The sequence below is a fragment of the Exiguobacterium profundum genome, from assembly GCF_001909285.1.
Taxonomy (GTDB): Bacteria; Bacillota; Bacilli; order Exiguobacteriales; family Exiguobacteriaceae; genus Exiguobacterium; species Exiguobacterium profundum.
The window spans coordinates 2,266,304-2,287,786 of sequence record NZ_MRSV01000001.1; the positions used below are offsets into that span (position 1 = coordinate 2,266,304).

The following is a 21,483-nucleotide window of genomic DNA, read 5'->3' on the forward strand; positions in this document are numbered from 1 at the left end:
TAGTCTCCTACAGCCCGTCAAATCATACTTCCATAATAATCGGCAGGACCATCGGGTGTCTCCGCGTCTTTTGGGCCAAATAAGGTGTGAGGGTGTCTGAGACGAGTTGTTTCATCTCCGACCACTTCATCTGCTTATTGGACAATCCTTGTTCGACGGTTTTCTTCAACAATCGTTCGCCGTCACGAATCAGACTACCTGATTCACGCATATAGACGAATCCACGTGAGATGATATCTGGTCCTGAGACGAGTTTGCGCGTCTTGCCATCGATGCTGATGACGACGACAACGAGTCCATCTTCAGACAGAATTCGGCGATCCCTTAATACTATATTCCCGATATCACCAATTCCATTCCCATCGATATACACAGCGTTCGCAGAAATTTTGCCAGTGACCGCAGCCGACTCCGAGTCGACAGCAAGCACTTCACCATTATCCATAACGAAACTGTTCTCTTTCGGGATTCCTACCGATTCAGCAAGCTCAGCATGCTTTTTCAACATGCGGTACTCACCGTGAATCGGCATGAAGAATTTTGGATTCAACAGACGAATCATCAATAACTGCTCTTGTTGCGAACCATGACCTGATGTATGAATGTTCGTCAACTTACCGTAGACAACATCCGCTCCCGCTTTATACAACTGGTCAATCGTCTTCCCGACGGAGATGGCATTTCCTGGGATTGGAGAAGAAGAAAAGATGACCGTATCCCCAGGAATGATTGACACTTGACGATGGGTACCATTCGCAATACGGCTGAGTGCTGCCATCGGTTCTCCTTGCGAGCCGGTACAAAGAATCGCGATTTCATTCGGGTCGTAGTGACGCATTTGATTCGCCTCAATGATCATCCCTTTCGGAACGTTGATGAAACCGAGTTCTTGTCCAATCGTCATGACTTTCTCCATCGAACGACCGAAAATCATGAGATGGCGACCTGTCTCGGCACACGCATCGACCACTTGTTGCAAGCGATAGATGTTCGATGCGAATGTTGCAAAGATGATTCGACCATCCGCTTTCCGGAACGTTTCACTAATCGTCCCACCGACAACGCTCTCACTCATCGTGAAGCCTTCCACTTCTGCATTTGTCGAATCGGACAAGAGACAAAGCACGCCTTCTTTTCCGATTTCCGCCATCTTGGCGAGGTCTGCCGGCTCACCTACCGGAGTGAAGTCGAACTTGAAGTCACCCGTATGGACGATGTTCCCTTGTGGCGTCTTGACGACGACACCGAGTGAGTTCGGAATCGAGTGCGTCGTGCGGAAGAACGAGATGCTCGTCTTGCGGAACTTGATGAGTGAATCCTCATCAATCTCATGGAGTTCCGCCTCACGAAGCAACCCATGCTCCTCAAGTTTAACTTTAATCAATCCGAGCGCGAGCTTCGTCGCGTAAATCGGCAATTGCACTTGCTTCAATAAGAATGGAATTCCCCCGATGTGGTCTTCGTGACCGTGAGTGATGAATACCCCTTTTACTTTGTCCTTGTTTTTAATCAGGTACGAGTAATCAGGAATCACATAGTCGATTCCAAGCAAGTCATCCTCTGGGAACATGATTCCCGCATCGATGACGATGATTTCATCTTGGAATTGAACAACATATGTGTTCTTCCCGATTTCTCCGAGTCCGCCCAATGCGAACACGGCTGTTTGGTGGTTCTTAACAAACTTCATTTAATCTCTCCTTACTTCAATTATTAATACATCTATGTGAAACATAAGTGATTCTCGAATATGCCCGTAAGATTCTTTTTTCATTATAGCTCATATCATGACAATATTTCACTAACGATGTGATATTCGTGGTAGTTTCCCTATTTCGTGTTATCCTTTTAGTGGGTTCAGAAAACATATTTTTTAGATAAAGAGAAAGAATGGTGAATCAAATGGAAGATCAAAAGGTTGTTTTCTTCGACATTGACGGCACGCTTTTACATGAAGGTAGTTATATACCGCCTTCCACGATTTCAGCAATTCAGGCATTGCGAGAAAACGGCGTCGAGACATTCATCGCGACGGGACGAGGACCGGCCATGCTATCCGATATCCCAGAACGTGTCGGGATTGATAGTCTTGTTTGCTATAATGGTCAGATTGTCGTGCATAAAGGTGAAATCGTCTATCGTAACACGCTTTCAAAAGATGCACTCGGCCGATTGACGACGCACGCCGCTTCAAATGATCATACTCTCGTCTATTTGGGACAAGACCGTGGTGGTGCTTCAAGACCGAATGATGCCATCGTCAAACAATCGCTCGGTGAACTCGACATGCCGATTCCTTCATTCGAACCGAACTTCCATACAAAAGAAGATGTGTATCAGACGTTACTGTATTGCACGCCTGAAGACGAGCATCATTATATCAACGCCTACCGTGAGTTCGATTTTATCCGTTGGCATCCTCATGCAATGGACGTGATCAACAAAGGGGCCAGTAAGGCAGATGGCATCCGTCACTTTATTGAGACCAATGGCTACCGTCTTGAGAATACGTACGCTTTCGGAGATGCGTTGAACGACTTGGCCATGCTTCAGTATGTAGGTACTGGAATCGCCATGGGCAATGGTCGCACCGAAACGAAAGACGTGGCGGATTTTGTCACGAAATCCATCCTTGAAGATGGAATCGAGTACGGCTTGAAAGCGATGAAACTCATTTAAAAAAGACCTCTTGGAGTCAAACCGTCGAGTTGATCAATCGATTCAACGATCGCGGTATCGCTCCAAAGGTCTTTTTCTTTTATCTCGAACGAAGTGTACGCTCTAGTCTATCCAAATCGGTATCCTTCCCGATGATAATCAAAATATCTTCCGATAAAATCATCTCATCCGCTTGAGGAGAAATCAGGACATCGTCATCGCGACGAATCGCCACGATGTTCACCCCGTACTTCGCCCGCAAGTCCAAATCGATGAGTGATTTGTTAGATAACTTGTCCGATGCTTTTATTTCGACAATCGAATGTTCATTCGATAATTCGAGGTAGTCGAGGATACTTTGGCTCATCAATCCATTCGCAATTCGAACGCCCATGTCACGCTCCGGGTGGACGATATTGTCTGCCCCAATTCGACGAAGTACTTTTTCATGGTAATCGTTCGTTGCTTTCACCGTGATGATTTGAACACCAAGTTCCTTTAAAATCAACGTCGTCAAAATAGAAGCTTGAATATTCTCCCCGATGGCGACGATGACATGTTCAAAGTTACGAATCCCCAAACTCTTCAACACATTTTCATCTGTTGTATCGGCGATCACGGCATGGGTTGCCAATCCCATAAACTCATTGACACGCTCCTCATCTGAATCGATGGCGAGGACGTCATATCCATTTGAAGACAATTCACGGACGATCGACCCACCAAATCGTCCCAATCCGATGACTGCAAATTCACCTGTCATGATGCTACATCCCTTTCCTACACATGTTCACTTCTTGATTCTTCGTTCAGTGTAACTGATTCCACTTCAAAACTCTATACAAAATACAAAACGGGATTCCCTTTAAATAAAGGAAATCCCGTTCTCGCCATTATGCTTTTCCACTCGAGCGTTTCCCTCGTACGTAGTCGTTGTCAAACAAGAACAAACGGAGCAAGAGGTAGAGTGCCGGAACGAGTAGGAGCAATCCTAAGATGAACACGATGACAAGCGCCACCGCCATCGACTCGTTGACGACACTTCCATTAATGTCGATGTACGGATACAGGATGTAAGGTAAGTGAGAATATCCGTATCCGAACCATGCCATGAAGAACTGTCCCATGACCATCAAGAAGGCAATCCCGTAATTTCGTTTCATATACACGAAGGAGACGGCGATGACGAAGAACAAGAAGCTCATCGCAAACCACCACCAGTTCCCTCCTAGGATGCTTTCGTAATGCCACGCAGCTTGCGACTTCAATCCAAAGAAGACGAGACCCGATGCGATAATCGTCGGGACGCTCCAGAATAGAGCCCATTTCCGAACGAGTTCGACGGCATTTTGGTCACGTGCCTTGTCCGCGTAGAACAAGAGGAACATGGCACTAATATAGAGGACGGAGACAATCGCCAAGATGACGACCGTCCAGGAGTAGAAGTTGGTGAACAACTTCGCTCCGTCAAAGAAGACCCCGTTCTCTGTTTCCGTGATGAAACCTCCTTGGCTGACCGTCAGTACCGTCGACATCGAAGCTGGGATGAGTAATCCCGTCGCTCCATAAAGGAACATATAGAGCGTGCTTTCCTTTGAGCCATAGTTAGCGAACGCATAAAAACTACCACGAATCGCAAGCAGAATTAACACGACAGACGCCGGAACGAGCAATGCCGTACCATAGTAATAAGCGGTGTCCGGAAAGAATCCGACAATCCCGACAAAGAAGAAAACGAAGAATACGTTCGTCACTTCCCATGTCGGTGACAAATACCGTTTGACGAGTCGGTTCACTAAGTGATCACGTTTCGTATAGCGGCTATAGAAAGCGAAGAAGCCTGCACCGAAGTCAATCGATGCGACGATGAGATAGCCGTATAGGAACGTCCATAAGACGGCAATCCCTAATTCTTGAATTTGCATGTCATACCCTCCGATCACACTTCATCCGCAAACATCGCTTCACCACGATGCTCGGATTGTTTTAGTTCTTTCCCTACCGGATTCTCTTTGAACAGGCGTGATAGGACAACCACAGTCACTGTTCCGAGTACCGCGTAGAGGATCGCGAAAGCGACAAGCATCCAACCGACGTTCGCTGAAGTCGTAGCTGCCTCACTCGTACGCATTAACTCATATAACGCCCAAGGTTGACGACCGAATTCAGCGAAGAACCACCCAAACTCAATCGCTGCCATGGCTAGCGGTCCACCGGCTGCAATCGCAAAGAGCATCGGCTTGCTGAACTGGTTCAAACGTTTAATATAGCGGCCGAGTACAAACAGGAAGGAGATGAGTGCGAGAAGCATCCCAATTCCGACCATCGCATCAAATAGATAGTGAACGAAGAGCGGCGGTTGATCTTCTTTCGCAAACTCATTGAGACCCGTCACCTCGTAGTTCGGGACTCCACCTGCAAGAATAGAGAGCGCGTAAGGAATCTTCAAGGCGCCTCGGACTTCATAGCCACCTTGACCATCATCTTCTAACCATCCCCCCAAAATCAATTCAGCCTCGGAGGAGGTTTCGAAATGCCATTCTGCCGCGGCTAATTTATCTGGTTGATACTGAGCCAAATATTTACCTGAGAAGTCACCGACGAGCGCTGTCGCAATCGCAAAGATCAAAGCGACCGTCATCGTCAGACGGAGACCTTTCTTGTGATATTCAATCGACATCTTGTCGAGTTGATTTCGACGTTGACGTAACAACTGAACGGCTGCAATCGCAGCTAGAATGAACGCGGATGTTAAAATAGCTGAAGTCAACACGTGTGCCATTTTAGTCGGCATGGCCGGACTGAACATCGCCTCGAGTGGGCTGACATTTGCCAATCGACCATCGACAATATCAAACCCTACAGGCTGGTTCATAAAACTGTTTACCGTTGTGATAAAGAACCCTGAGAACAATGCACCGACTGCAACCGGTATCCCGAGAAGCATGTGGTGCCACGGATTTTTAAATCGATCCCACGTGTACAAGTAAATACCAAGGAAAATCGCTTCAAAGAAAAAGGCGAACGTTTCCATGAAAAGCGGGAGCGCAATCGTTTGACCCGCAACGCGCATCAAATTCGGCCAGAGAAGTGAAAGCTGCAGACCGATGGCCGTACCTGTCACAACCCCAACTGCTACCGTCACGACATAGCCACGCGACCAACGGCGAGCCATGAGCGTGTATTTCGGGTCTTTTTTACGTATTCCTAAAAATTCTGCCAATAAAATTAAAAGTGGAACCCCGACGCCGAGTGTGGCAAAAATCACATGAAAACCTAATGTGAGTGCCGTCAATGCTCGACTCATCAGGACAGGATCTTGAAACATCTATTGATTACCTCCTATCTCTCTCTATCGCTTCGAACCCATGTATGAAACGACAATCACAGATGAATACCCTTCGATACTTACATCATAATGATTTTATATTGCGCTGTAATGTCTCAATGCTCGAGTTCGCAAAATGTTCACATTTGAGCAATCGCCACAAAATCGTCGCTTTACATGAATAAATGTTTCCCTTTTTCACCCTCGTTCACTCCTTTTCGGGCACACTAAAAGCGGACTCAATCGAGACCGCTTCGTGTTATTGAATCATGACATTACGGAAGTAGTGGTCGAATAAATCGATGGCTACTTCAATCGAACGTTCATCCGGGTTGAGTGTCGATTGATGAAGTCCTGATCCCATATCGTTTACGCCTAACCAAACCATGAATCCAGGGACCTGTTTCAACATATATCCAAAATCTTCACCCGTCATGGCAGGGACACACGTTTTATAAGAATAGCCGACCTCTTCCACCGCTTCCTCGAATTGATAGAGGTAACGTTCGTCATTGACGACCTCATGATAGCGATTACCAAATTCAAGGTCAATCTGAACGTTATACGTCATCTCGACACCGGCAATGATTTGACGAATCCGGCTTTCAAGCACGACCATTTCTTTGTCGGACAATGCACGGACCGTCCCATCCAATTTGGCCGTATCAGCGATGATATTTTCTTTCGTTCCTGCTGCGACTTTTCCGATACTGACGACCGCACTTCCCATCGGGTCAATGTTCCGTGACACAATCGTTTGCAGTTGCATGATGAGGGCGGCCTGAACGATAACAGCGTCAATCCCTGCGTGAGGGAAAGCACCATGCCCCCCTTTTCCATGAATGGTGATATGAAGCTCTCGCGCACTCGCAAACAACACGCCCGGTCTTGAAGCGACCATGCCGACAGGATATTCAGGCGCGACATGCAAGCCGAACAGTGCATCCGGCCGGAAGTGATAGAACAATTCTGATTTCGCCATCGGTTCGGCTCCTCCCGGGCCCTCTTCGGCCGGTTGGAAAAAGACGACAAGGTGATGGTTAAGCGGTTCCTCGACCGCTCGTTTAATTAACCCAAGCGCGATCGACATGTGCACATCATGTCCGCATGCATGCATCATTCCTTCGTGAATCGATGCGAATTCTAGCCCCGTCTCTTCCGTGATGGGCAGTCCATCCATATCGGCTCGATATCCAATCGTCTTCTCACCGACGAGACCATCTACCCGGACGAAAAGACCTGTTCGCCAGTGTGTGATGTGAACACGTGGTGAATCGAGCGATCGAATCAATTGCTCAAGTGTCGCTTGTGTTTTGAACTCTTCATATCCGGCTTCCGGAATTAAATGCAGCTGTCTTCTCGCTTCAATTGCCCAATTCATCATTCAGTCTCCTTCGTAATTTCTTCAACGATCTTCCAAAACGCTTGAACTTGCGCCAACTCCAACATCGATTCTGTCGAAAGCATCCATGTGTCCCGTACGAGTGGCACACCACCCGACGACGTCAATGGGATCTTATTCATCTCATTCACATCTTTGATGGTCGATTCAGGGAGAATCGCGAACCCGATTCCGTGTAACGCCATCTGTTTGCATGTCTCGATTTGATCGACGACCAGCGTCGTCAGAGGTGGACTCGAAAACCGTTCCTGCCACCACTCTAATATTTCCTGGTAATAAGTCGAGTCACTCTTGAATTGAATAAACGAGCGCTCATTGTTTTTTAGTTGGGAGAGGTCGGTCATTTTTAGATCGACCAAATGCAAGGAATCGGAGAACAACTTCATCCGTTCTCCTCGCCAATCAGGATTCCCTCGAATGATTCCGATATGAAAATTCTCTTCGAGCATATAACGCATCATTTCGCTCGACCATCCGGTGACCAATTTGACACGGACAGACGGATAGCGTTCGACGAACGTCTTCAATACCTTGGGTAACCAATATTGTCCCATGATGGAGGCGACGGCAATTTTCAACGTCCCGTACACTTCCCCTTGGTTGGCAGTCAGTTCACCCCTCAGTTCTTGTTCTTCGCTGTACATCTTTTTGGCGAACTCGATGATTTTCTCACCATCTGGCGTCAATGCGAGCCCTCTTGTGGAGCGAACGAAAATCTTCTTTCCCCACTGATGTTCGATGGTCACGAGCCGTTGACTGAGCGCTGGTTGTGAGACAAACAACCGCTCGGCTGCTTTCCGCATATTCAATTCTTCCGCAAGAATAATTAACACTTCTACTTCCGAAACTTGCATCACGTCACCTGTTTCTCTATCGTTTGAAAGATTGTATACTGAATAAGTATTTGTTTCAATGTATCATATCATGTTTAATCATCAATTTGATTGTTAGGAGGAAATCTGATGCAACGTCATCATTTCGCCTTTATCGTTGCGACCGTCGCGACGCTCGGCAGCCTTTATTTTTCAGAGATCATGCTCTTTTTACCTTGTAAGTTGTGTTGGTTCCAACGCATCTTTATGTATCCACTAGCCATCTACTACTTGACTATCATGTTGACTGCACGAGACGTCAACCGTTTGTTCGTAGGGATTATGGCCGGTGCCGGATGGTGTATCAGTCTGTATCACGTTATTTTAGAACGTATCCCGAACGGTGAAGCCTTCTGTACGAACGACTGCCTGATTCGTTGGGTCAACTATTTTGGATTCATCACCATCCCACTCCTCAGTTTTATCGCCTTTACCTGCATCCTGATCGTTCAGTTCGTCCCGCTTAAGAAAGCGTGAGACAACAAAGGAGAAGCTGTCTCGAGACAGCTCCTCCTTTTTTCATTGCCACCATTCGTCGTACAACGAGGCAGGCATGTGATGCTTGTGGCGTGAACGTTTGAAAATTGTCTCGATTCGCTCGGCGATTGTTGGGTCGATTGTCTTCCCTTCCAAATAGTCGTCAAGCTGATCATACGTCATACCGAGTGCGACTTCGTCAGGAAGTCCAGGGCGACCATCTTCAAGGTCAGCCGTCGGCACCTTATAAATCACACGCTCATGCGCTTCAAGTTCATGGAGAAGTGCTTTCCCTTGACGTTTGTTCAAACCGGTCAACGGTGTGAGGTCACAAGCTCCGTCACCGTGTTTTGTATAAAATCCTGTCACATATTCCGCAGCATGATCCGTTCCGACCACAAGGGCACCGAATGTTGCCGCGATATCGTATTGTGCCTTCATCCGCTCACGTGCCTTCGTGTTCCCTTTATGGAAGTCACTCAATTCGAGACCCGTTGCACGGTTAAACGCTTCAACGGATGCGTCAACAGCAGGCTTAATGTTGACAGTGAACGATTTGTCCGGACGAATGAACTCAAGCGCAAGTTGCGCGTCATGCTCATCGTGTTGCTCACCATATGGCAATCTGATCGCATAAAATGTATACTCGCCACCCGTTTCTTCACGAAGCTCTTCCATGGCGAGTTGACATAGCTTTCCGGCAAGGCTTGAGTCTTGCCCACCTGAGATACCTAGGACGAGTCCTTTCGCACCGGCTCGTTTCACATATGCTTTCAAAAAGTCGATGCGTTGACGAATTTCTTCTTTCGGGTTGATGGTCGGTTTGACATGTGTTGATTCAATGATATGTTGTTGCATGGATTGCCCTCCCACTATGCTCTCATTTTGCTTTATTGTCTGATAATCCTTATACCCCGTCAACTAGCGTCTCAAAAAGAAAGACGGAAACAACAGTTTCCGCCATGGCTTTATTGAACTTTAAATGATGTGACCTCTCCACCGATTGGTGTCATTTCTAAGAACAACGGTTGATCTTTCGCCGGTGCTTCATCGAGCAATACCCCAAACGTGAAGCCACCGCCGGTCACTTCGGCTGCGCCTTGAGCGTAAATATTATGTCCGTCTGACACAGACCACTCGAACTCGACTTCATCCGTATACCCGCTCACTTGAATCATCGTGTCATTCAAATCAATTTGTACATCACTGAACGCACCGTCCGATTGCGGCTCTGTTGCTGGTGTTTCTTCCGGTGTTTCTGATGTACCTTCATCCGGAGTTTCTGTTGCAGCAGATTCAACCGTGAACGTCGTCTCATCTGTCACAGCAATTTCAGGTGCCCCATCAACTTGACCGAGCCCAATCACTTCGACCGAATATTCGCCAGCCTCTAATTCATCTAACAGGAAGACCTCATCGAAGATCTTTTGTTCATCCGCTGCCCACTTTTCTTCGATAATCGATTCCGTGAACATAAATTCGCTACCATAATCAAACACGATTTTGTCACCTTGTTTGATAATCAACTGATAGCGCTGTGACGTATTGAATGTCACATCCACGGCTTCCTCATTTGGGTTCGTCATTTTGATTGTTGCTGATAATGCTTGGGCTACTGAATCGTATGCCATTTCCGTGTCGAGCGTCAATGGAGCCGGTGGTTCAGACGAATCACTGTTTACTTGACTCGGTTTCGCCTCTTCTTTCCCACATCCCGCTACGACTAATAAGATTGCCGTCACTACGGCGAGCAACCAAGTTTTCTTCATGGATCCCACTCTCCTCAACAAAATAAAAAACGTCTATAGCACTAGTGTATACAATGTGCAGACGTTTGTAATGATTTCCCTTATATTATTTACCTTTTTTACGAAACTTTAGTTTGTTCCATGTATTGTTGCCAACCGGTCATGAACAATGAATCTGCGATATCGAGATCAGACCGGACTTGAGCCGTGACAGAGAACGTCTCACTGTGCATCGATTCAAACGTGACGACCATCGTTTCTCCTACTACTTCCTTATAAGCTACAAGTTCAGGCGTTTCTGCAAACAATATCATAAGTATGGCTCCTTTGTTCATCTGTGATAAATCTAGTGTACCAATCTGAAACCAAGATATATGTCCTATCGTTCGACAGCACAACAATGACATTTTACCTATTGTCGAAACGTTTACATCAATTGTTAGTCAATTGGGGAAATGTGCATGTGTTTTTGTGAAAAAAAGGAGCAATCCGCAATGCAGATGCTCCTCTTTACCTTAAATTGTAAATCAAAATGATTCGACACATGTCGAACGAAACCTCATTTCGAGCGGTTCGAAATTTGTTGCCATACCGTCCCGAGTGCTGTCTCGCCGCTCGTGATCCGCTCTTTCGCAAGTCGCGCTTGTAAAGAGACCTCGAACTCGCGATCTTCCTCCGCGATTGACAAGGCAGGTACAGCACGTTCATCTCCACAATCGAATAAGAAACGAGCCGCTCGCCAACGTACGAGTTTGTTTTTATCTTTCAGCGCCTCAATCATTGAAGGTTGTGACTGAGGTAATGCCCAATCGGAGACCGTATCCCCAGCTGTTCGTCGTACAATAGGAGAAGCGTCCACTAAAGCTTGTTCAATATATGTGACATATTCCTCACGTCGTTCTTCAAACATCCCGATCATGACGACCGCTTGTCGACGAATTGCCATCACGGAATCTTCCAAGGCACGACGGAAATAGGGCATATTCTCATGATGGATTTCGAGTTCATCCAGGAATGCCATCCGATCTTTCCAATTTTCCGACTGCAAATGGTTCGCGTTTGCCTCAAAATCTGCTTCACGACCAAACGCACGGGCCACGATCCGTTCGATGCGCTCTTCAGGATACGCCGCTTCCAATTCTTCTTGCGCGATGACACTGACTTCATCCAATTCACCATAGCGTGGGGCTTGCTCTACCCAACGACGGTCTTGAATGACATTCTTCACTTGTGCTTGAACTTCCATCGCTGCATCGACAAATCGTTTCGACAGCCCGATTCGTTTTTCTTCGTCCCCTTTGACGAGTTTTAATTGCATCGGTACATCGAGCACGAACTGGACGGATACATGGACTGGTTCATAGTCCGTATCCATCTTTGTGGATTCGACTTCCTCAACTTGTTCCCCGAACGCCCGTCGGATTTCATTCATGACGTCATGCCAATCATGTTTCGGATGTCGCTCGACAGCGAGAAAATCAGACACGGCGTAAACGGATTTGACGCCTCGAAGCCCAATGATTTCTTGAATGATGGCTGGGGCATCTGTACTCGCTTTATCGTACGTTATGCCTCTCCCTTCGAACGGAGGGTCCACAATGATTTTCAAGTTATTCGGACTTGGTGTCGGTTCGATTGCTACTAGTTTCATCCTCATCACCTCACTTTTCATCGTGACGAAAATGACAAAAAAACGCAAGCGAGTCGCTTGCGTTCGATCAATCCTCTATTTTACTTAAAACAACGCGATAAACTGTTGGAGTGAATACGTCGTCCCATCCACAGTAAATGTGTCGTCCTCTGAAATCGGTTCAAGGAAGAAACGTTTTTCACCATCTTCTTTCACGTAACCAAAAATATGATTGGATTGATAGAACAATTCAACAATCGTCATTCGTCCAAATGTCATCCCATCGTTCATTACCGCCCGATCACCTAATTCGCCGCCATTGTACAGTTCGATGTAAGTTTCCATTTTGGTGTCGCTCCTCTTGTGTTTGTTTTCACAATTCCTTTCTATCAAACAACATGAGCGACTTCAAGTTAATTTTTTGTGTTACGCTTCCAAAATTCTATCCATTTACGATATTCCGATAATGTTTTGTTAATTTGATTAATCGACTTCTCATCGTGCAACCCACTATCACCAATCTTTTCTTTACAATGCGTGATGAAAATTTCATTTCCCGGTAAAACATTTGCACGATTTGTGGCAAATACTTGTCGGAGATGGATTTGGCATCTGGCGGTTCCAAGTATGCCAGGCGAGGCCCCGGCGATCATGACCGGTTTATCCCGAAGTGGCGTCCCTGGCTCGAGCGAAAGCCAGTCGATCGCATTCTTTAGGACGCCCGGGATGCTATGGTTATATTCGGGGGTGACAATCAATAATCCATCAGCTTCCCGAACGACTTGCTTCAAAGTAGCCACAACCTCTGGTTCATCTGGATCAATCAAATCATCATTGAACAGTGGAAGTTCGATGGAGACGACTTCAATGTCGAAATCATCTTGAGCCAGTTCAATGATCGAATGCAAAAGAGCGGTATTAAAAGATTTCTTTCGAAGACTTCCTGACATAGCGATTAACTTATACTTTTCCATGATCCACCTCCTGCATCCATTCGTTCATGATTTTTGCTTCTTCTTCAGGGGATTCCATCATCCCCATATGACTGAACGGAACGATTGCTTTAGTATGTCGTGACGCACCTAAAAACGCCCGCTCCTCATTCATATTCGGGTCTTTTGAGCCGTAAATGAATAGGCCGGGGAGGTCAGTCGTTTCGACGGTGTCCACTTCGTCTTCACGATCCCGGATCGCCTGTTGCGCCTTCACGATTCCCTCGACCGTCATCTCATATCCGATTGCAATCGCTTGTTGAACGAGCGCCGGGTCGGAATCACTTGAGAAGACATTTGGAATCATTCCGTCAATAAACGGCTCGACCCCTTCTTCGATGACTTGATGAATGGCACCGTTTCGCTTCTCCCGCGCCGCTTCTGTATCCGCGGCAGCCGTCGAGTGAATCAATACAAATCCTGATATTTCTGTTCCATAGCGACGCACGAGGTTAGTCGTCACGTAGCCTCCGAAAGAATGCCCACATACAAGGGGACGCTCAAGGCCTCGAAGACGAATTTCTTCGATGACCCAGTCCGCAAAATGATCCATCGTTTCCGGCCCCACGTCCGTCCCAGCATGACCGGGTAATGTGAGCGTGTGGACTTCGGCATTCAATAACGGTTCCAATTGTTCAAAGTACTTTGGAGAACCGCACAACCCATGTAACAATACGAGTGCTTTCATATCATCGAGTGCTCCTTTTCTTCCCATTCTGTTTTGAGTAGCCGATACATAGTCAAATCCATGAATCGACCATGGCTATATGCATAATCTTGTAGAAGTCCCTCTTCAATAAATCCCAATTTTTGAACGAGTCGATTCGACCCTTCATTCCCTGGTGCGACCAACGCAGAGATTCGATGAAACTTGAATTCTTCAAAACCGTATTGAATGACAGCTGAAGCGGCTTCGAAAGCCACCCCTTGTCTCCAATAGTGAGGGGAAACCTCAAACCCGATTTCGGCGCGATAATATTGGGGCGTCCAATTATGGAATCCAATCGTTCCAACCAATTCATTCGTCATCCGATCGCATATCGCCCAGCGAATGGCCTTCCCTTGCTGAAATTGATCTTTAAAGTAAGCGATCACGTTCTTCGCCTCATAGACGGCAAGCAACGGGTCCGACCCATAATATCGCATCACTTCCTCAGTGGATAGAATGGTATATAGTGCTCTAGCATCACGCGGTTCTAGCTCTCGCAGGATAAACCGGGGCGTAGCGAGCTCAGGAAAACTCCGTTTTAATCCCCACATGTGGAACCCGCCTTTCCTATTCGTTTCCTCAATTATACTTCTATTTTCCCAAATGTATCGAACTCAACCCTCTGGTACCGTCTCAAGATGGCGGAAAGCATGTGTTTTTGCTACTATAATCGTAGTATGTCAAACTGAGGGGATACCATATGTCAAAACAACTCTTTTATTTGAAGCAAGACCGGGACGTCCAACGCTTCACACTCCATGGTGTGACGTTGGCGGATGTAACAGAAGCGCTTTCCGTGACGAGACCGATGATTATTTGTCGAACGGATATCAAAGGGATGAGACAATCCTCGAGGTCGCGTTTTCGTTATATTGAAGCGCATGAACTATCTTCGTTCTCGTCTAAGTATTTGAATAACCAAACAACATTCACAGCGATCGATTTTCCGGACTACAACACGCTCGAAACTCTGTCCGATCATGAAATTGCAGAAATCTTGTTTTTAAGTCATATGGAACGCGGAATCAAGAAGCCGTTCTTGGATTCGCTCGATAATGAGATTGTGTTCTTCAATGAAGCAAACGATCGACATAGCAGTCTTTATATTCGCGATTGGTCGACAATCAATCGTTTCGTTCAAAACATGTTGCAAAGTAAGCTTGATCGTGATATTCGTAACATCAGTTTTGTTCCGATTCCACTTCCTGTCATTGATGAATTACTCGAGTTGGCACCTCAAGGTCTGATCATCGATTTCGATCATACGAAACGCAGTTTGTTCAATCGCCAAATCGTCATCTCATTCTATGTAGCGGGTCGCTATGAAGACATGTCCGTTCTTGAAGAGGACTTCGATGCGAAGAAAGAATCCATCGCCTTAAAAGGACAGTTGTTGTATCGCCGTCGTACATGGCAGATTGAGCGATTATAAGGTCATACATGTAACCAATGGATGCGAACCTCTGAAAACGGGGTTCTTTTTTGTTATTTTCAGACCGATTGTTTCAACCTTATTCCTATGCTAGACAGGGTTGAACGCTATTCTTAAAAATTGATAACAAATTGTCTTAATTTTTTGTTAAATTAACACTTTTCTTTTTCGAACGAGGCGTTATACTAGGAATAACCTTCTGGAGGAATGGAAGGCAATATAGAGAAAGCGAGGTGAAAATCTATTCATCACGCGATGGATAGATACACGAAATGGAACAACTGAAAGTACAAGGAGTCTCATCGTTCACCAAGTTTGCGACGAATGGAAAAATGCTGAAACTTAAAGATGCTCACGCAGGAGAACAGCGCATTTCCCTACAGGATGCGACGGATATTCAAGTCTCTCTGCTCGACGAAGACCATTCGCGCTTCACTATATTTGGTCACGCTCACCCTTTGGTGGAGCTGATCCTTCCTCACAATTCTTGTGAAGTCCTCTATGCTTGGTTACTACACAAGATGAAACGACAAAAAATAAAACTCGCTTCGAACGCGTAAAAAAATGAGGTCTTGTCTCCATATGGGAGAAAGACCTCATTTTTCACATTATGAGAACAATGAAACGAGCCAACTGACTAGAATGCCCACAATAGCAAAGTCAGAGTCTCCAAACGTCGTACTTTCAAAACCTAAGTTCCCTAATAGCGGAAGTAACAAAGCCGGTAAGAAACTAATCAGAATTCCGTTAGCAATCGATCCAAGAATCGCTCCTCGACGTCCACCCGTAGCGTTCCCGAATACTCCCGCTGTCGCTCCTGTAAAGAAGTGAGGTACGAGACCCGGGACGATGACCGCCAAACCAAACAACGGTAATAGAAACATCGAAAATAATCCAGCGGCAAAACTTGCAAGAAATCCAATAATGACAGCGTTTGGTGCAAACGGGAAAACTGTCGGACAATCGAGCGCAGGTTTTGCGTTCGGAACCATCTTATCAGCAATCCCTTTAAAGGCAGGTACGATTTCGGCAATCAACATGCGAACCCCCGCAAGTACGATATACACGCCCGCTGCAAAAGTAATGGCTTGGATGATAGAGAAGACGATATAGTTCGACCCATCTGATAATTCTGTCTCAATGAACGCAGGACCGGCAAAGATTGCGACGACCACGAAGAGTAAGGTCATCGTCAACGAAACTGCTACCGACGTATCACGTAAAAAACCAAGTTGTTTCGGTACTTGAATCTGCTCGGTTGAATGCTCTTTGTTTCCCGCATATTTTCCGATTGTCCCTGAAACAAAGTATCCGAGTGACCCGAAATGTCCAACTGCAAAATCGTCAGAGCCAGTAATTTGACGTACAAAAGGTTGAAGGAGTGCCGGGAATAAGACCATACAGAGTCCTAGCAATACCGATCCGACGATGATCAATAACGTACCATCGAGTCCTGATACGGATAAAATTGCTGCTAGTAAGCTTGCCATAAATAACGTATGGTGACCTGTCAAGAAGATGTATTTAAATGGCGTGATACGTGCGAGCACGATATTCATAACCATACCGAACACCATGATCATTGCTGTTTCGACACCAAACGCATCTTGCGCAACCGCAACGATCGCTTCGTTGTTCGGAATGACCCCTCGGATACTGAACGCTTCGTCGAACATCTGTCCGAATATGTCGAGTGCCGCAATAATGACGCCGGCACCCGCCCCGATAATCACAAACCCCATGATTGTCTTCAATGTACCAGAGACGATTGAAGCAATATCTTTCTTCTGTAGAACGAGCCCAATCAAAGCGAACAGTCCAACCAATATGGCAGGTGTCCCCAATATATCTCGCATAATCAAATCAAGCATGAGCGTTCCCCCCTAATAAAATTTCATATATCTTAAACTTTTCCATCTAGTTTTGATTTAATTTCTTCAATATTCATCACGTTCTCGAGTGCGACGATTTCTTTTGAACCATCATCTAACGTTCCGATGATATCCTGAGCTCCGAGATAAATATCTGCTGGTTCAGTTCGTGCCGTCGCCAGGTCTGTATGAGAGACATCCGCCTCTTTCCCCATTTGTTCGAGTGCTTTTTTTACGTTCAATTCCATGATAAAGCTCGAGCCTAATCCATTACCGCATACCACTAAAATCTTTTTCATTATTCTTCCTCCTCTGAATAGCGATTGAGTACCTCAACAATATCGTCTACTGTGTCTGCTTCTAAAAGAAGTGACACGTCCTGTTCATTTCCTAATAGCTCGGTCAACTGTGCAAGGGCTTTTAAATGAGTCGTTTGATCGATTGCCGCTAGGACAAAGAAAGCACGAACCGGTTTCTCTCCAGGAAAGAATACAGGTTTTGTTAACTTCAGCACACTCATCCCAAGGTGATTTACACCATCTTCCGGCCTCGCATGAGGGATTGCAATTTGTGGCATGAGCACGATATAAGGACCATGTTCTATGACGTTCTCAATCATCGTCTCAACATAACGAGATTCGATTGTTCCATTATCAACAAGTGGTTTGGCCGCGAGACGAATGGACTCCTGCCAATCCGATACTTGATCGTCAAGTTGGATTTCTTTTTTTGTTACGAGTTGATTTAGCACGGGTTGTCCCCCTTTCCATTCATCTTTCATCGGTTCATCTTGTAGCAGATGTTTCAATTCTTTTCTTAGTTGCGCTTCTTGATGGATTGTTGCATATTTCTTCACCACTTCGAGAATATCTGCGACTTCCATTCGGGCGACGCTCCCATTTGCGATGAAGCGCTGTTGGATTTGGCGCTTTAAGGCAAGCTGTTCTAGCCTTGTCGGTAGTGTCGGAACAAGCGTCACGTGTGCTTGTTGTTGAACCGCTAGCGGCAATGGCACCGTCGTAAAAATCAAATCGACAAGCGGTGCAAACTCCAAGACATCCCGTTGCGAAATTGGTGGCAGAAATACAAAGTCAGGAAATTGATTTTTCAAAATGTGATCGAGCATATGCGAAACGCTAATCCCGCTTGGACATACGACAATCGCTTTCATTTTTTCATCTAGATGTTGCCCCTGTTGATGAAGATGGGCCGCAAAATGAAGAGTGAAATACATGACTTCTGAACTTGGAATTTTCGTCTGAATTTGGTCTCGAATCGGGTCGAGAGAGCGGTCGACAATTACATTTAGTACACGGTGCTCCTTCATCACATATCGTTCCAATTCATCTGACGGCATAATTTCGGTATGGACACGATTGAGCGTCGCTTTCGCATGGAGGACTAGTTTTTCACATAACGCTTCGCGTTCGATTACACGTGTACAACTCAAACCTTCAAAGCGCTCAATCACCTCAATCATGATAGACGCAAGATTTTGCTGTACCAGCTCATCCATTTCTTCCGACACTTTTGAACCACCTTGAATTAACATCATCAATGTCTCCCACAGCTGTGGAACATCTTCAAAATTGTCTCGGATTGATGCATCGACTTTTTCTGTCAACCAGGAATCGTCATCTTGAACATATGCGTCAGGTGATAACCTAGACCCAATCATCAGAAAATATGCTAATTTTTCACGATGGCTTTCAACAAACTGAAACTGATTCAAGTTTTCAAAATGTTCAATCTGTCCGATCCGTTCCATAAACTCAACTTGCCAAGAATCGAAACATAAATCGAGTAATTGAGCGAACGTTGACTTCTCAAGCAATTGTTCAATTGTTCGGTACACGTATAATGCGACCGTTTGGAGATGACCGTTGAACCGATATCCTTCTTTCCTTGTATAAGAAAAATCAATCCCGAATTGGGCCGCCTGCTTTTTAACGGTGTTCAAACTTTCTTGGACCGTATACTTGGAAACATCTAATAGGTGCTGAAAATGAAAACTGGATAGAAATTCGACTTGGGTCATCGCGAATAGCGTGATGACAAGCTCTCGTTCTTCTTCTGACCAGACTAATTCGGCGCGCTCGACTTGCTCGATTAGCGCCTCTGTCACGGTCAATTCTATTTTTGTTCCGTCCATCTTCAAATTCGATAGTCCGTTTCCGACGAGCCATTCTTGTATACGTTCCAATTCATATTCGACTGTCCGTCGAGAATATGGAAGCATCATGGTCAAGGTGTCTAGTGTCATTTGCTTTTCATGCAAGATGACATTCAAGATTCGTTTGCTTTTTTCATTCAGTTGCATAGTAGAGGCCTCCTACACCTGTAGTATAAAACGAAATCAATCACAAAATGTAAGCGGTTACGACTGACTTTTGGGAACTTCGCCCACAAACTTCTGTCTCTTCATGAATGCATAAAAAAAGAGACGAGTGAATCTTTATATTCATTCGTCTCTTGCCATTATGAATTCGCAGTGACCGGGTTTCTGCGATAAATCGTCACGCCACCATGCTTGGCCTCTCCTACTACTTGAAAGAGCCAGCCTTTCTCAATCAAAATGGTTCGAACGGATAAAAAATCTTCGCGTGGCACGTTCACTTCATCCACTTGTTCGTCCAATAATTGTTGAAATGTCATTTCCCAATCAGTCATGTTGATTCTCCTTACGTAAGTCTTCATCATGCATCCATTCAAATAGACGACGTCCTGATTCTAAGCGGTCCGCCTTATCCAACAATGCTGTCGGGACGATCCGCGTCGCCTCAATCGACTCATCTCCGGCAAAAACGACTGATTCATTCGTCATCTGTTCAATATACTGAAGCGCGAACAATAAAATCGATTTTTCTGTTTCCAATCCGCTTTCCCGTATCACAACATCAAATGACTCATCTCGTTTATTGTCCACTAGTAACGTCCGCCCCCCGTCGAGTAGAGCCAAAGACGGCACAGCATCGACATGAAAAACTTCATATGAACGATAGGTGTGCTCATCACACAGTAAAAGGGGAACAAAACGACGTCGACCCGTCCATTTCTTTAACTGGAACAAAATTTTCATCGAGGTGAACCATGTCGCCCCTTCTCTATCTTTTTCCACTAATATCGTGGGAACTGATGCATCATCAGCTTCTTTCTTTCGAACGAATAACCATTTTGCTACATCTACCACAACGATCAAACCGTTCTCCTCCTTATGATCCATTCAGACAATGCAATCATCGTCAACGCAACGAGCCAACCGCCAAGCACATCACTAAAGTAATGAACGTTTAAGATGACACGGCTGAGCGAGACCGCAAGGACGAGGCACAAGAGAATGAAGATGACGACTCTCGACTGTTTCTTTCGATACAGTACATAAGCTGTCAATCCATATAGTGCAAGCGATCCTGAGGCATGTCCGCTCGGAAAACTGTATGTCGTTGCATCGAGTGATGCATCAATGAGCGGTCGGTCGATTCCGTAGACTAGCTTCAGCACTTGAGTAAACAGAAGTGTCCCGATTCCGACGAGCGCTAGGCGCCACGCTTCGATACGGTCCCCACGCCAATACCAGAACAACAATCCTAATATGGAGAGTCCCACAATGACTTGTGCACTCCCGAGCTCTGTCACGTAGGCAAACACTCGATCCGGTAGCGGCTGTAACCATTCATATACGAATGTGTTCATCGGATCGACCGCCCCTAAAACGACAAACACCGACACGATCACATATGCGACCGTCCCGGTGATGACCACCATCTGCGGTGTCCACTTCATCAATACAACCCTTTTCTTTCACGCATCTCTTCTTCTCCGAAATCGACCATATCTCGTAACCGGTGCGCCAATCGTCCTGAAGCGTTGGCAGCGATGGCACCGACGAGATCGTCCATGAACGTATGCACTTGCCCATCATCCATCTTCGTGTCGAGTTGTTTGATGATACCGATTTTTGCCTTGTCTAAGTATCCGAAAGTCGTAACGGCAATCGAACCATATGTGTTGACGGCACCGATCGCAATCGTCTCGTCCACTCCAAATAAACCTTCGTCTGAGGCGATAATCGACAGAAGCGGTTCAGATAATTGCCCTTTTTCAGCCAACATATCGAGCTCTGATCCCACGAGAATCGCATGTTGTAGTTCACGTTTATCAAGAACCGCCTCGACAGAATCCATACAATCTTTTAGAGAAAGATGCGGCGAATAGGGTGCCTGCATCTGGTATACGATTTCAGCAATCGATTCAATTGTGACCCCGCGTTCGAGCAAACGAGCACGAGCCGCTTCTCGGACATCACGTGAGTGTGGTACGTGTTTCATAATAGGCGCAGGATCGAAATCCCGCTTCACATCCCT

Annotated in this window: 25 protein-coding genes; 4 read left to right on the forward strand and 21 right to left on the reverse strand. The window is 45.9% G+C overall.

The window, feature by feature from the left end; genetic code table 11:
* Window positions 1-22: 22 nt before the first annotated feature.
* Window positions 23-1,690, reverse strand: coding sequence for a ribonuclease J1 (rnjA, locus tag BBB58_RS11730; protein WP_015881254.1), 1,668 nt, complete (start codon window positions 1,688-1,690; stop codon window positions 23-25).
* Window positions 1,691-1,890: 200 nt separating this feature from the next.
* Between rnjA and BBB58_RS11735 the strand changes: the two genes are divergently transcribed.
* Window positions 1,891-2,679 carry a Cof-type HAD-IIB family hydrolase gene (locus BBB58_RS11735; RefSeq protein ID WP_208606714.1) on the forward strand — a complete coding sequence of 263 codons (789 nt, stop codon included), beginning with the start codon at window positions 1,891-1,893 and terminating at the stop codon, window positions 2,677-2,679.
* A gap of 79 nt (window positions 2,680-2,758) precedes the next feature.
* Here the strand turns inward: BBB58_RS11735 and BBB58_RS11740 are convergent, their stop codons facing one another.
* From BBB58_RS11740 to ccpC, 5 genes are all read right to left on the reverse strand, one after another.
* Complete coding sequence (locus tag BBB58_RS11740; protein WP_015881252.1) at window positions 2,759-3,421, reverse strand: potassium channel family protein; 663 nt, start codon at window positions 3,419-3,421, stop codon at window positions 2,759-2,761.
* A 130-nt stretch (window positions 3,422-3,551) separates the two neighbouring features.
* Window positions 3,552-4,583 carry a cytochrome d ubiquinol oxidase subunit II gene (locus tag BBB58_RS11745; RefSeq protein ID WP_015881251.1) on the reverse strand — a complete coding sequence of 344 codons (1,032 nt, stop codon included), beginning with the start codon at window positions 4,581-4,583 and terminating at the stop codon, window positions 3,552-3,554.
* 14 nt (window positions 4,584-4,597) lie between these two features.
* Window positions 4,598-5,986, reverse strand: coding sequence for a cytochrome ubiquinol oxidase subunit I (locus tag BBB58_RS11750; RefSeq protein WP_074037383.1), 1,389 nt, complete (start codon window positions 5,984-5,986; stop codon window positions 4,598-4,600).
* A 259-nt stretch (window positions 5,987-6,245) separates the two neighbouring features.
* Complete coding sequence (locus tag BBB58_RS11755; RefSeq protein ID WP_074037384.1) at window positions 6,246-7,367, reverse strand: N-acetyldiaminopimelate deacetylase; 1,122 nt, start codon at window positions 7,365-7,367, stop codon at window positions 6,246-6,248.
* Window positions 7,367-8,242 carry a transcriptional regulator CcpC gene (gene ccpC, locus BBB58_RS11760; RefSeq protein ID WP_074037386.1) on the reverse strand — a complete coding sequence of 292 codons (876 nt, stop codon included), beginning with the start codon at window positions 8,240-8,242 and terminating at the stop codon, window positions 7,367-7,369. Before ccpC ends, BBB58_RS11755 begins: the two co-directional genes overlap by 1 nt.
* A gap of 108 nt (window positions 8,243-8,350) precedes the next feature.
* On the opposite strand from ccpC, the gene BBB58_RS11765 reads away from it, so the two are divergent.
* Window positions 8,351-8,737, forward strand: a complete 387-nt coding sequence (locus BBB58_RS11765) for a disulfide bond formation protein B (RefSeq protein ID WP_074037387.1) — start codon at window positions 8,351-8,353, stop codon at window positions 8,735-8,737.
* Between the two features lie 42 nt (window positions 8,738-8,779).
* Here the strand turns inward: BBB58_RS11765 and nadE are convergent, their stop codons facing one another.
* The 8 genes from nadE to BBB58_RS11805 form a co-directional block, all read right to left on the reverse strand.
* Window positions 8,780-9,595 carry an NAD(+) synthase gene (nadE, locus tag BBB58_RS11770; protein ID WP_074037388.1) on the reverse strand — a complete coding sequence of 272 codons (816 nt, stop codon included), beginning with the start codon at window positions 9,593-9,595 and terminating at the stop codon, window positions 8,780-8,782.
* Between the two features lie 110 nt (window positions 9,596-9,705).
* Entirely contained in the window at window positions 9,706-10,506 is an 801-nt protein-coding gene (locus BBB58_RS11775) for a BsuPI-related putative proteinase inhibitor (protein WP_074037389.1), read from the reverse strand.
* A gap of 98 nt (window positions 10,507-10,604) precedes the next feature.
* Window positions 10,605-10,799, reverse strand: coding sequence for a hypothetical protein (locus tag BBB58_RS11780; protein ID WP_074037391.1), 195 nt, complete (start codon window positions 10,797-10,799; stop codon window positions 10,605-10,607).
* A 245-nt stretch (window positions 10,800-11,044) separates the two neighbouring features.
* Complete coding sequence (locus BBB58_RS11785) at window positions 11,045-12,136, reverse strand: virulence factor (protein WP_074037949.1); 1,092 nt, start codon at window positions 12,134-12,136, stop codon at window positions 11,045-11,047.
* Window positions 12,137-12,220: 84 nt separating this feature from the next.
* Window positions 12,221-12,460, reverse strand: a complete 240-nt coding sequence (locus BBB58_RS11790; protein WP_015881242.1) for a hypothetical protein — start codon at window positions 12,458-12,460, stop codon at window positions 12,221-12,223.
* Between the two features lie 68 nt (window positions 12,461-12,528).
* A complete protein-coding gene (locus tag BBB58_RS11795; protein WP_074037392.1) occupies window positions 12,529-13,089 on the reverse strand; it encodes an NADPH-dependent FMN reductase in 561 nt (186 codons plus the stop codon).
* Window positions 13,076-13,795, reverse strand: coding sequence for an alpha/beta fold hydrolase (locus BBB58_RS11800; RefSeq protein WP_074037393.1), 720 nt, complete (start codon window positions 13,793-13,795; stop codon window positions 13,076-13,078). Before BBB58_RS11800 ends, BBB58_RS11795 begins: the two co-directional genes overlap by 14 nt.
* Window positions 13,792-14,367: a GNAT family N-acetyltransferase gene (locus BBB58_RS11805; protein ID WP_015881239.1), complete on the reverse strand. Its 576-nt coding sequence runs from the start codon at window positions 14,365-14,367 to the stop codon at window positions 13,792-13,794. Before BBB58_RS11805 ends, BBB58_RS11800 begins: the two co-directional genes overlap by 4 nt.
* 149 nt (window positions 14,368-14,516) lie before the next feature.
* Here BBB58_RS11805 and BBB58_RS11810 point away from each other — a divergent pair, with 149 nt between their 5' ends.
* Window positions 14,517-15,248 carry a hypothetical protein gene (locus tag BBB58_RS11810; protein WP_074037395.1) on the forward strand — a complete coding sequence of 244 codons (732 nt, stop codon included), beginning with the start codon at window positions 14,517-14,519 and terminating at the stop codon, window positions 15,246-15,248.
* Between the two features lie 272 nt (window positions 15,249-15,520).
* Window positions 15,521-15,808, forward strand: a complete 288-nt coding sequence (locus BBB58_RS11815) for a hypothetical protein (RefSeq protein ID WP_074037396.1) — start codon at window positions 15,521-15,523, stop codon at window positions 15,806-15,808.
* Window positions 15,809-15,856: 48 nt separating this feature from the next.
* Here the strand turns inward: BBB58_RS11815 and ulaA are convergent, their stop codons facing one another.
* From ulaA to BBB58_RS11850, 7 genes are all read right to left on the reverse strand, one after another.
* Entirely contained in the window at window positions 15,857-17,119 is a 1,263-nt protein-coding gene (gene ulaA / locus BBB58_RS11820; RefSeq protein WP_074037398.1) for a PTS ascorbate transporter subunit IIC, read from the reverse strand.
* Window positions 17,120-17,151: 32 nt separating this feature from the next.
* The gene (locus BBB58_RS11825) at window positions 17,152-17,418 is read right to left on the reverse strand and encodes a PTS sugar transporter subunit IIB (protein ID WP_074037399.1); all 267 of its coding nucleotides are present in this window, start codon (window positions 17,416-17,418) and stop codon (window positions 17,152-17,154) included.
* A complete protein-coding gene (locus tag BBB58_RS11830; protein WP_074037401.1) occupies window positions 17,418-19,439 on the reverse strand; it encodes a BglG family transcription antiterminator in 2,022 nt (673 codons plus the stop codon). Before BBB58_RS11830 ends, BBB58_RS11825 begins: the two co-directional genes overlap by 1 nt.
* Before the next feature lie 158 nt (window positions 19,440-19,597).
* Window positions 19,598-19,789, reverse strand: coding sequence for a protein YkzS (ykzS, locus tag BBB58_RS11835; RefSeq protein WP_074037402.1), 192 nt, complete (start codon window positions 19,787-19,789; stop codon window positions 19,598-19,600).
* Window positions 19,782-20,318: a hypothetical protein gene (locus BBB58_RS11840; protein ID WP_074037403.1), complete on the reverse strand. Its 537-nt coding sequence runs from the start codon at window positions 20,316-20,318 to the stop codon at window positions 19,782-19,784. The genes ykzS and BBB58_RS11840 overlap by 8 nt, the downstream gene beginning before the upstream one ends.
* Window positions 20,315-20,902 carry a phosphatase PAP2 family protein gene (locus BBB58_RS11845; protein ID WP_074037404.1) on the reverse strand — a complete coding sequence of 196 codons (588 nt, stop codon included), beginning with the start codon at window positions 20,900-20,902 and terminating at the stop codon, window positions 20,315-20,317. Before BBB58_RS11845 ends, BBB58_RS11840 begins: the two co-directional genes overlap by 4 nt.
* A complete protein-coding gene (locus BBB58_RS11850) occupies window positions 20,902-21,447 on the reverse strand; it encodes a phosphatidylglycerophosphatase A family protein (protein ID WP_015881233.1) in 546 nt (181 codons plus the stop codon). The genes BBB58_RS11845 and BBB58_RS11850 overlap by 1 nt, the downstream gene beginning before the upstream one ends.
* Between the last annotated feature and the right edge of the window lie 36 nt (window positions 21,448-21,483).

What these genes read in the sequence shown, in the direction of transcription:
- BBB58_RS11805 (WP_015881239.1), bottom strand. Translation starts at nt 14,367, where the DNA reads ATGTGGGGATTAAAACGGAGTTTTCCTGAGCTCGCTACGCCCCGGTTT.
- BBB58_RS11785 (WP_074037949.1), bottom strand. Translation starts at nt 12,136, where the DNA reads ATGAAACTAGTAGCAATCGAACCGACACCAAGTCCGAATAACTTGAAA.
- BBB58_RS11735 (WP_208606714.1), top strand. Translation starts at nt 1,891, where the DNA reads ATGGTGAATCAAATGGAAGATCAAAAGGTTGTTTTCTTCGACATTGAC.
- ulaA (WP_074037398.1), bottom strand. Translation starts at nt 17,119, where the DNA reads ATGCTTGATTTGATTATGCGAGATATATTGGGGACACCTGCCATATTG.
- ccpC (WP_074037386.1), bottom strand. Translation starts at nt 8,242, where the DNA reads ATGCAAGTTTCGGAAGTAGAAGTGTTAATTATTCTTGCGGAAGAATTG.
- BBB58_RS11745 (WP_015881251.1), bottom strand. Translation starts at nt 4,583, where the DNA reads ATGCAAATTCAAGAATTAGGGATTGCCGTCTTATGGACGTTCCTATAC.
- BBB58_RS11810 (WP_074037395.1), top strand. Translation starts at nt 14,517, where the DNA reads ATGTCAAAACAACTCTTTTATTTGAAGCAAGACCGGGACGTCCAACGC.
- rnjA (WP_015881254.1), bottom strand. Translation starts at nt 1,690, where the DNA reads ATGAAGTTTGTTAAGAACCACCAAACAGCCGTGTTCGCATTGGGCGGA.
- BBB58_RS11775 (WP_074037389.1), bottom strand. Translation starts at nt 10,506, where the DNA reads ATGAAGAAAACTTGGTTGCTCGCCGTAGTGACGGCAATCTTATTAGTC.
- BBB58_RS11740 (WP_015881252.1), bottom strand. Translation starts at nt 3,421, where the DNA reads ATGACAGGTGAATTTGCAGTCATCGGATTGGGACGATTTGGTGGGTCG.
- BBB58_RS11790 (WP_015881242.1), bottom strand. Translation starts at nt 12,460, where the DNA reads ATGGAAACTTACATCGAACTGTACAATGGCGGCGAATTAGGTGATCGG.
- BBB58_RS11780 (WP_074037391.1), bottom strand. Translation starts at nt 10,799, where the DNA reads ATGATATTGTTTGCAGAAACGCCTGAACTTGTAGCTTATAAGGAAGTA.
- BBB58_RS11815 (WP_074037396.1), top strand. Translation starts at nt 15,521, where the DNA reads ATGGAACAACTGAAAGTACAAGGAGTCTCATCGTTCACCAAGTTTGCG.
- BBB58_RS11750 (WP_074037383.1), bottom strand. Translation starts at nt 5,986, where the DNA reads ATGTTTCAAGATCCTGTCCTGATGAGTCGAGCATTGACGGCACTCACA.
- BBB58_RS11755 (WP_074037384.1), bottom strand. Translation starts at nt 7,367, where the DNA reads ATGAATTGGGCAATTGAAGCGAGAAGACAGCTGCATTTAATTCCGGAA.
- BBB58_RS11850 (WP_015881233.1), bottom strand. Translation starts at nt 21,447, where the DNA reads ATGAAACACGTACCACACTCACGTGATGTCCGAGAAGCGGCTCGTGCT.
- BBB58_RS11800 (WP_074037393.1), bottom strand. Translation starts at nt 13,795, where the DNA reads ATGAAAGCACTCGTATTGTTACATGGGTTGTGCGGTTCTCCAAAGTAC.
- nadE (WP_074037388.1), bottom strand. Translation starts at nt 9,595, where the DNA reads ATGCAACAACATATCATTGAATCAACACATGTCAAACCGACCATCAAC.
- BBB58_RS11765 (WP_074037387.1), top strand. Translation starts at nt 8,351, where the DNA reads ATGCAACGTCATCATTTCGCCTTTATCGTTGCGACCGTCGCGACGCTC.
- ykzS (WP_074037402.1), bottom strand. Translation starts at nt 19,789, where the DNA reads ATGACTGATTGGGAAATGACATTTCAACAATTATTGGACGAACAAGTG.
- BBB58_RS11845 (WP_074037404.1), bottom strand. Translation starts at nt 20,902, where the DNA reads ATGAAGTGGACACCGCAGATGGTGGTCATCACCGGGACGGTCGCATAT.
- BBB58_RS11830 (WP_074037401.1), bottom strand. Translation starts at nt 19,439, where the DNA reads ATGCAACTGAATGAAAAAAGCAAACGAATCTTGAATGTCATCTTGCAT.
- BBB58_RS11825 (WP_074037399.1), bottom strand. Translation starts at nt 17,418, where the DNA reads ATGAAAAAGATTTTAGTGGTATGCGGTAATGGATTAGGCTCGAGCTTT.
- BBB58_RS11795 (WP_074037392.1), bottom strand. Translation starts at nt 13,089, where the DNA reads ATGGAAAAGTATAAGTTAATCGCTATGTCAGGAAGTCTTCGAAAGAAA.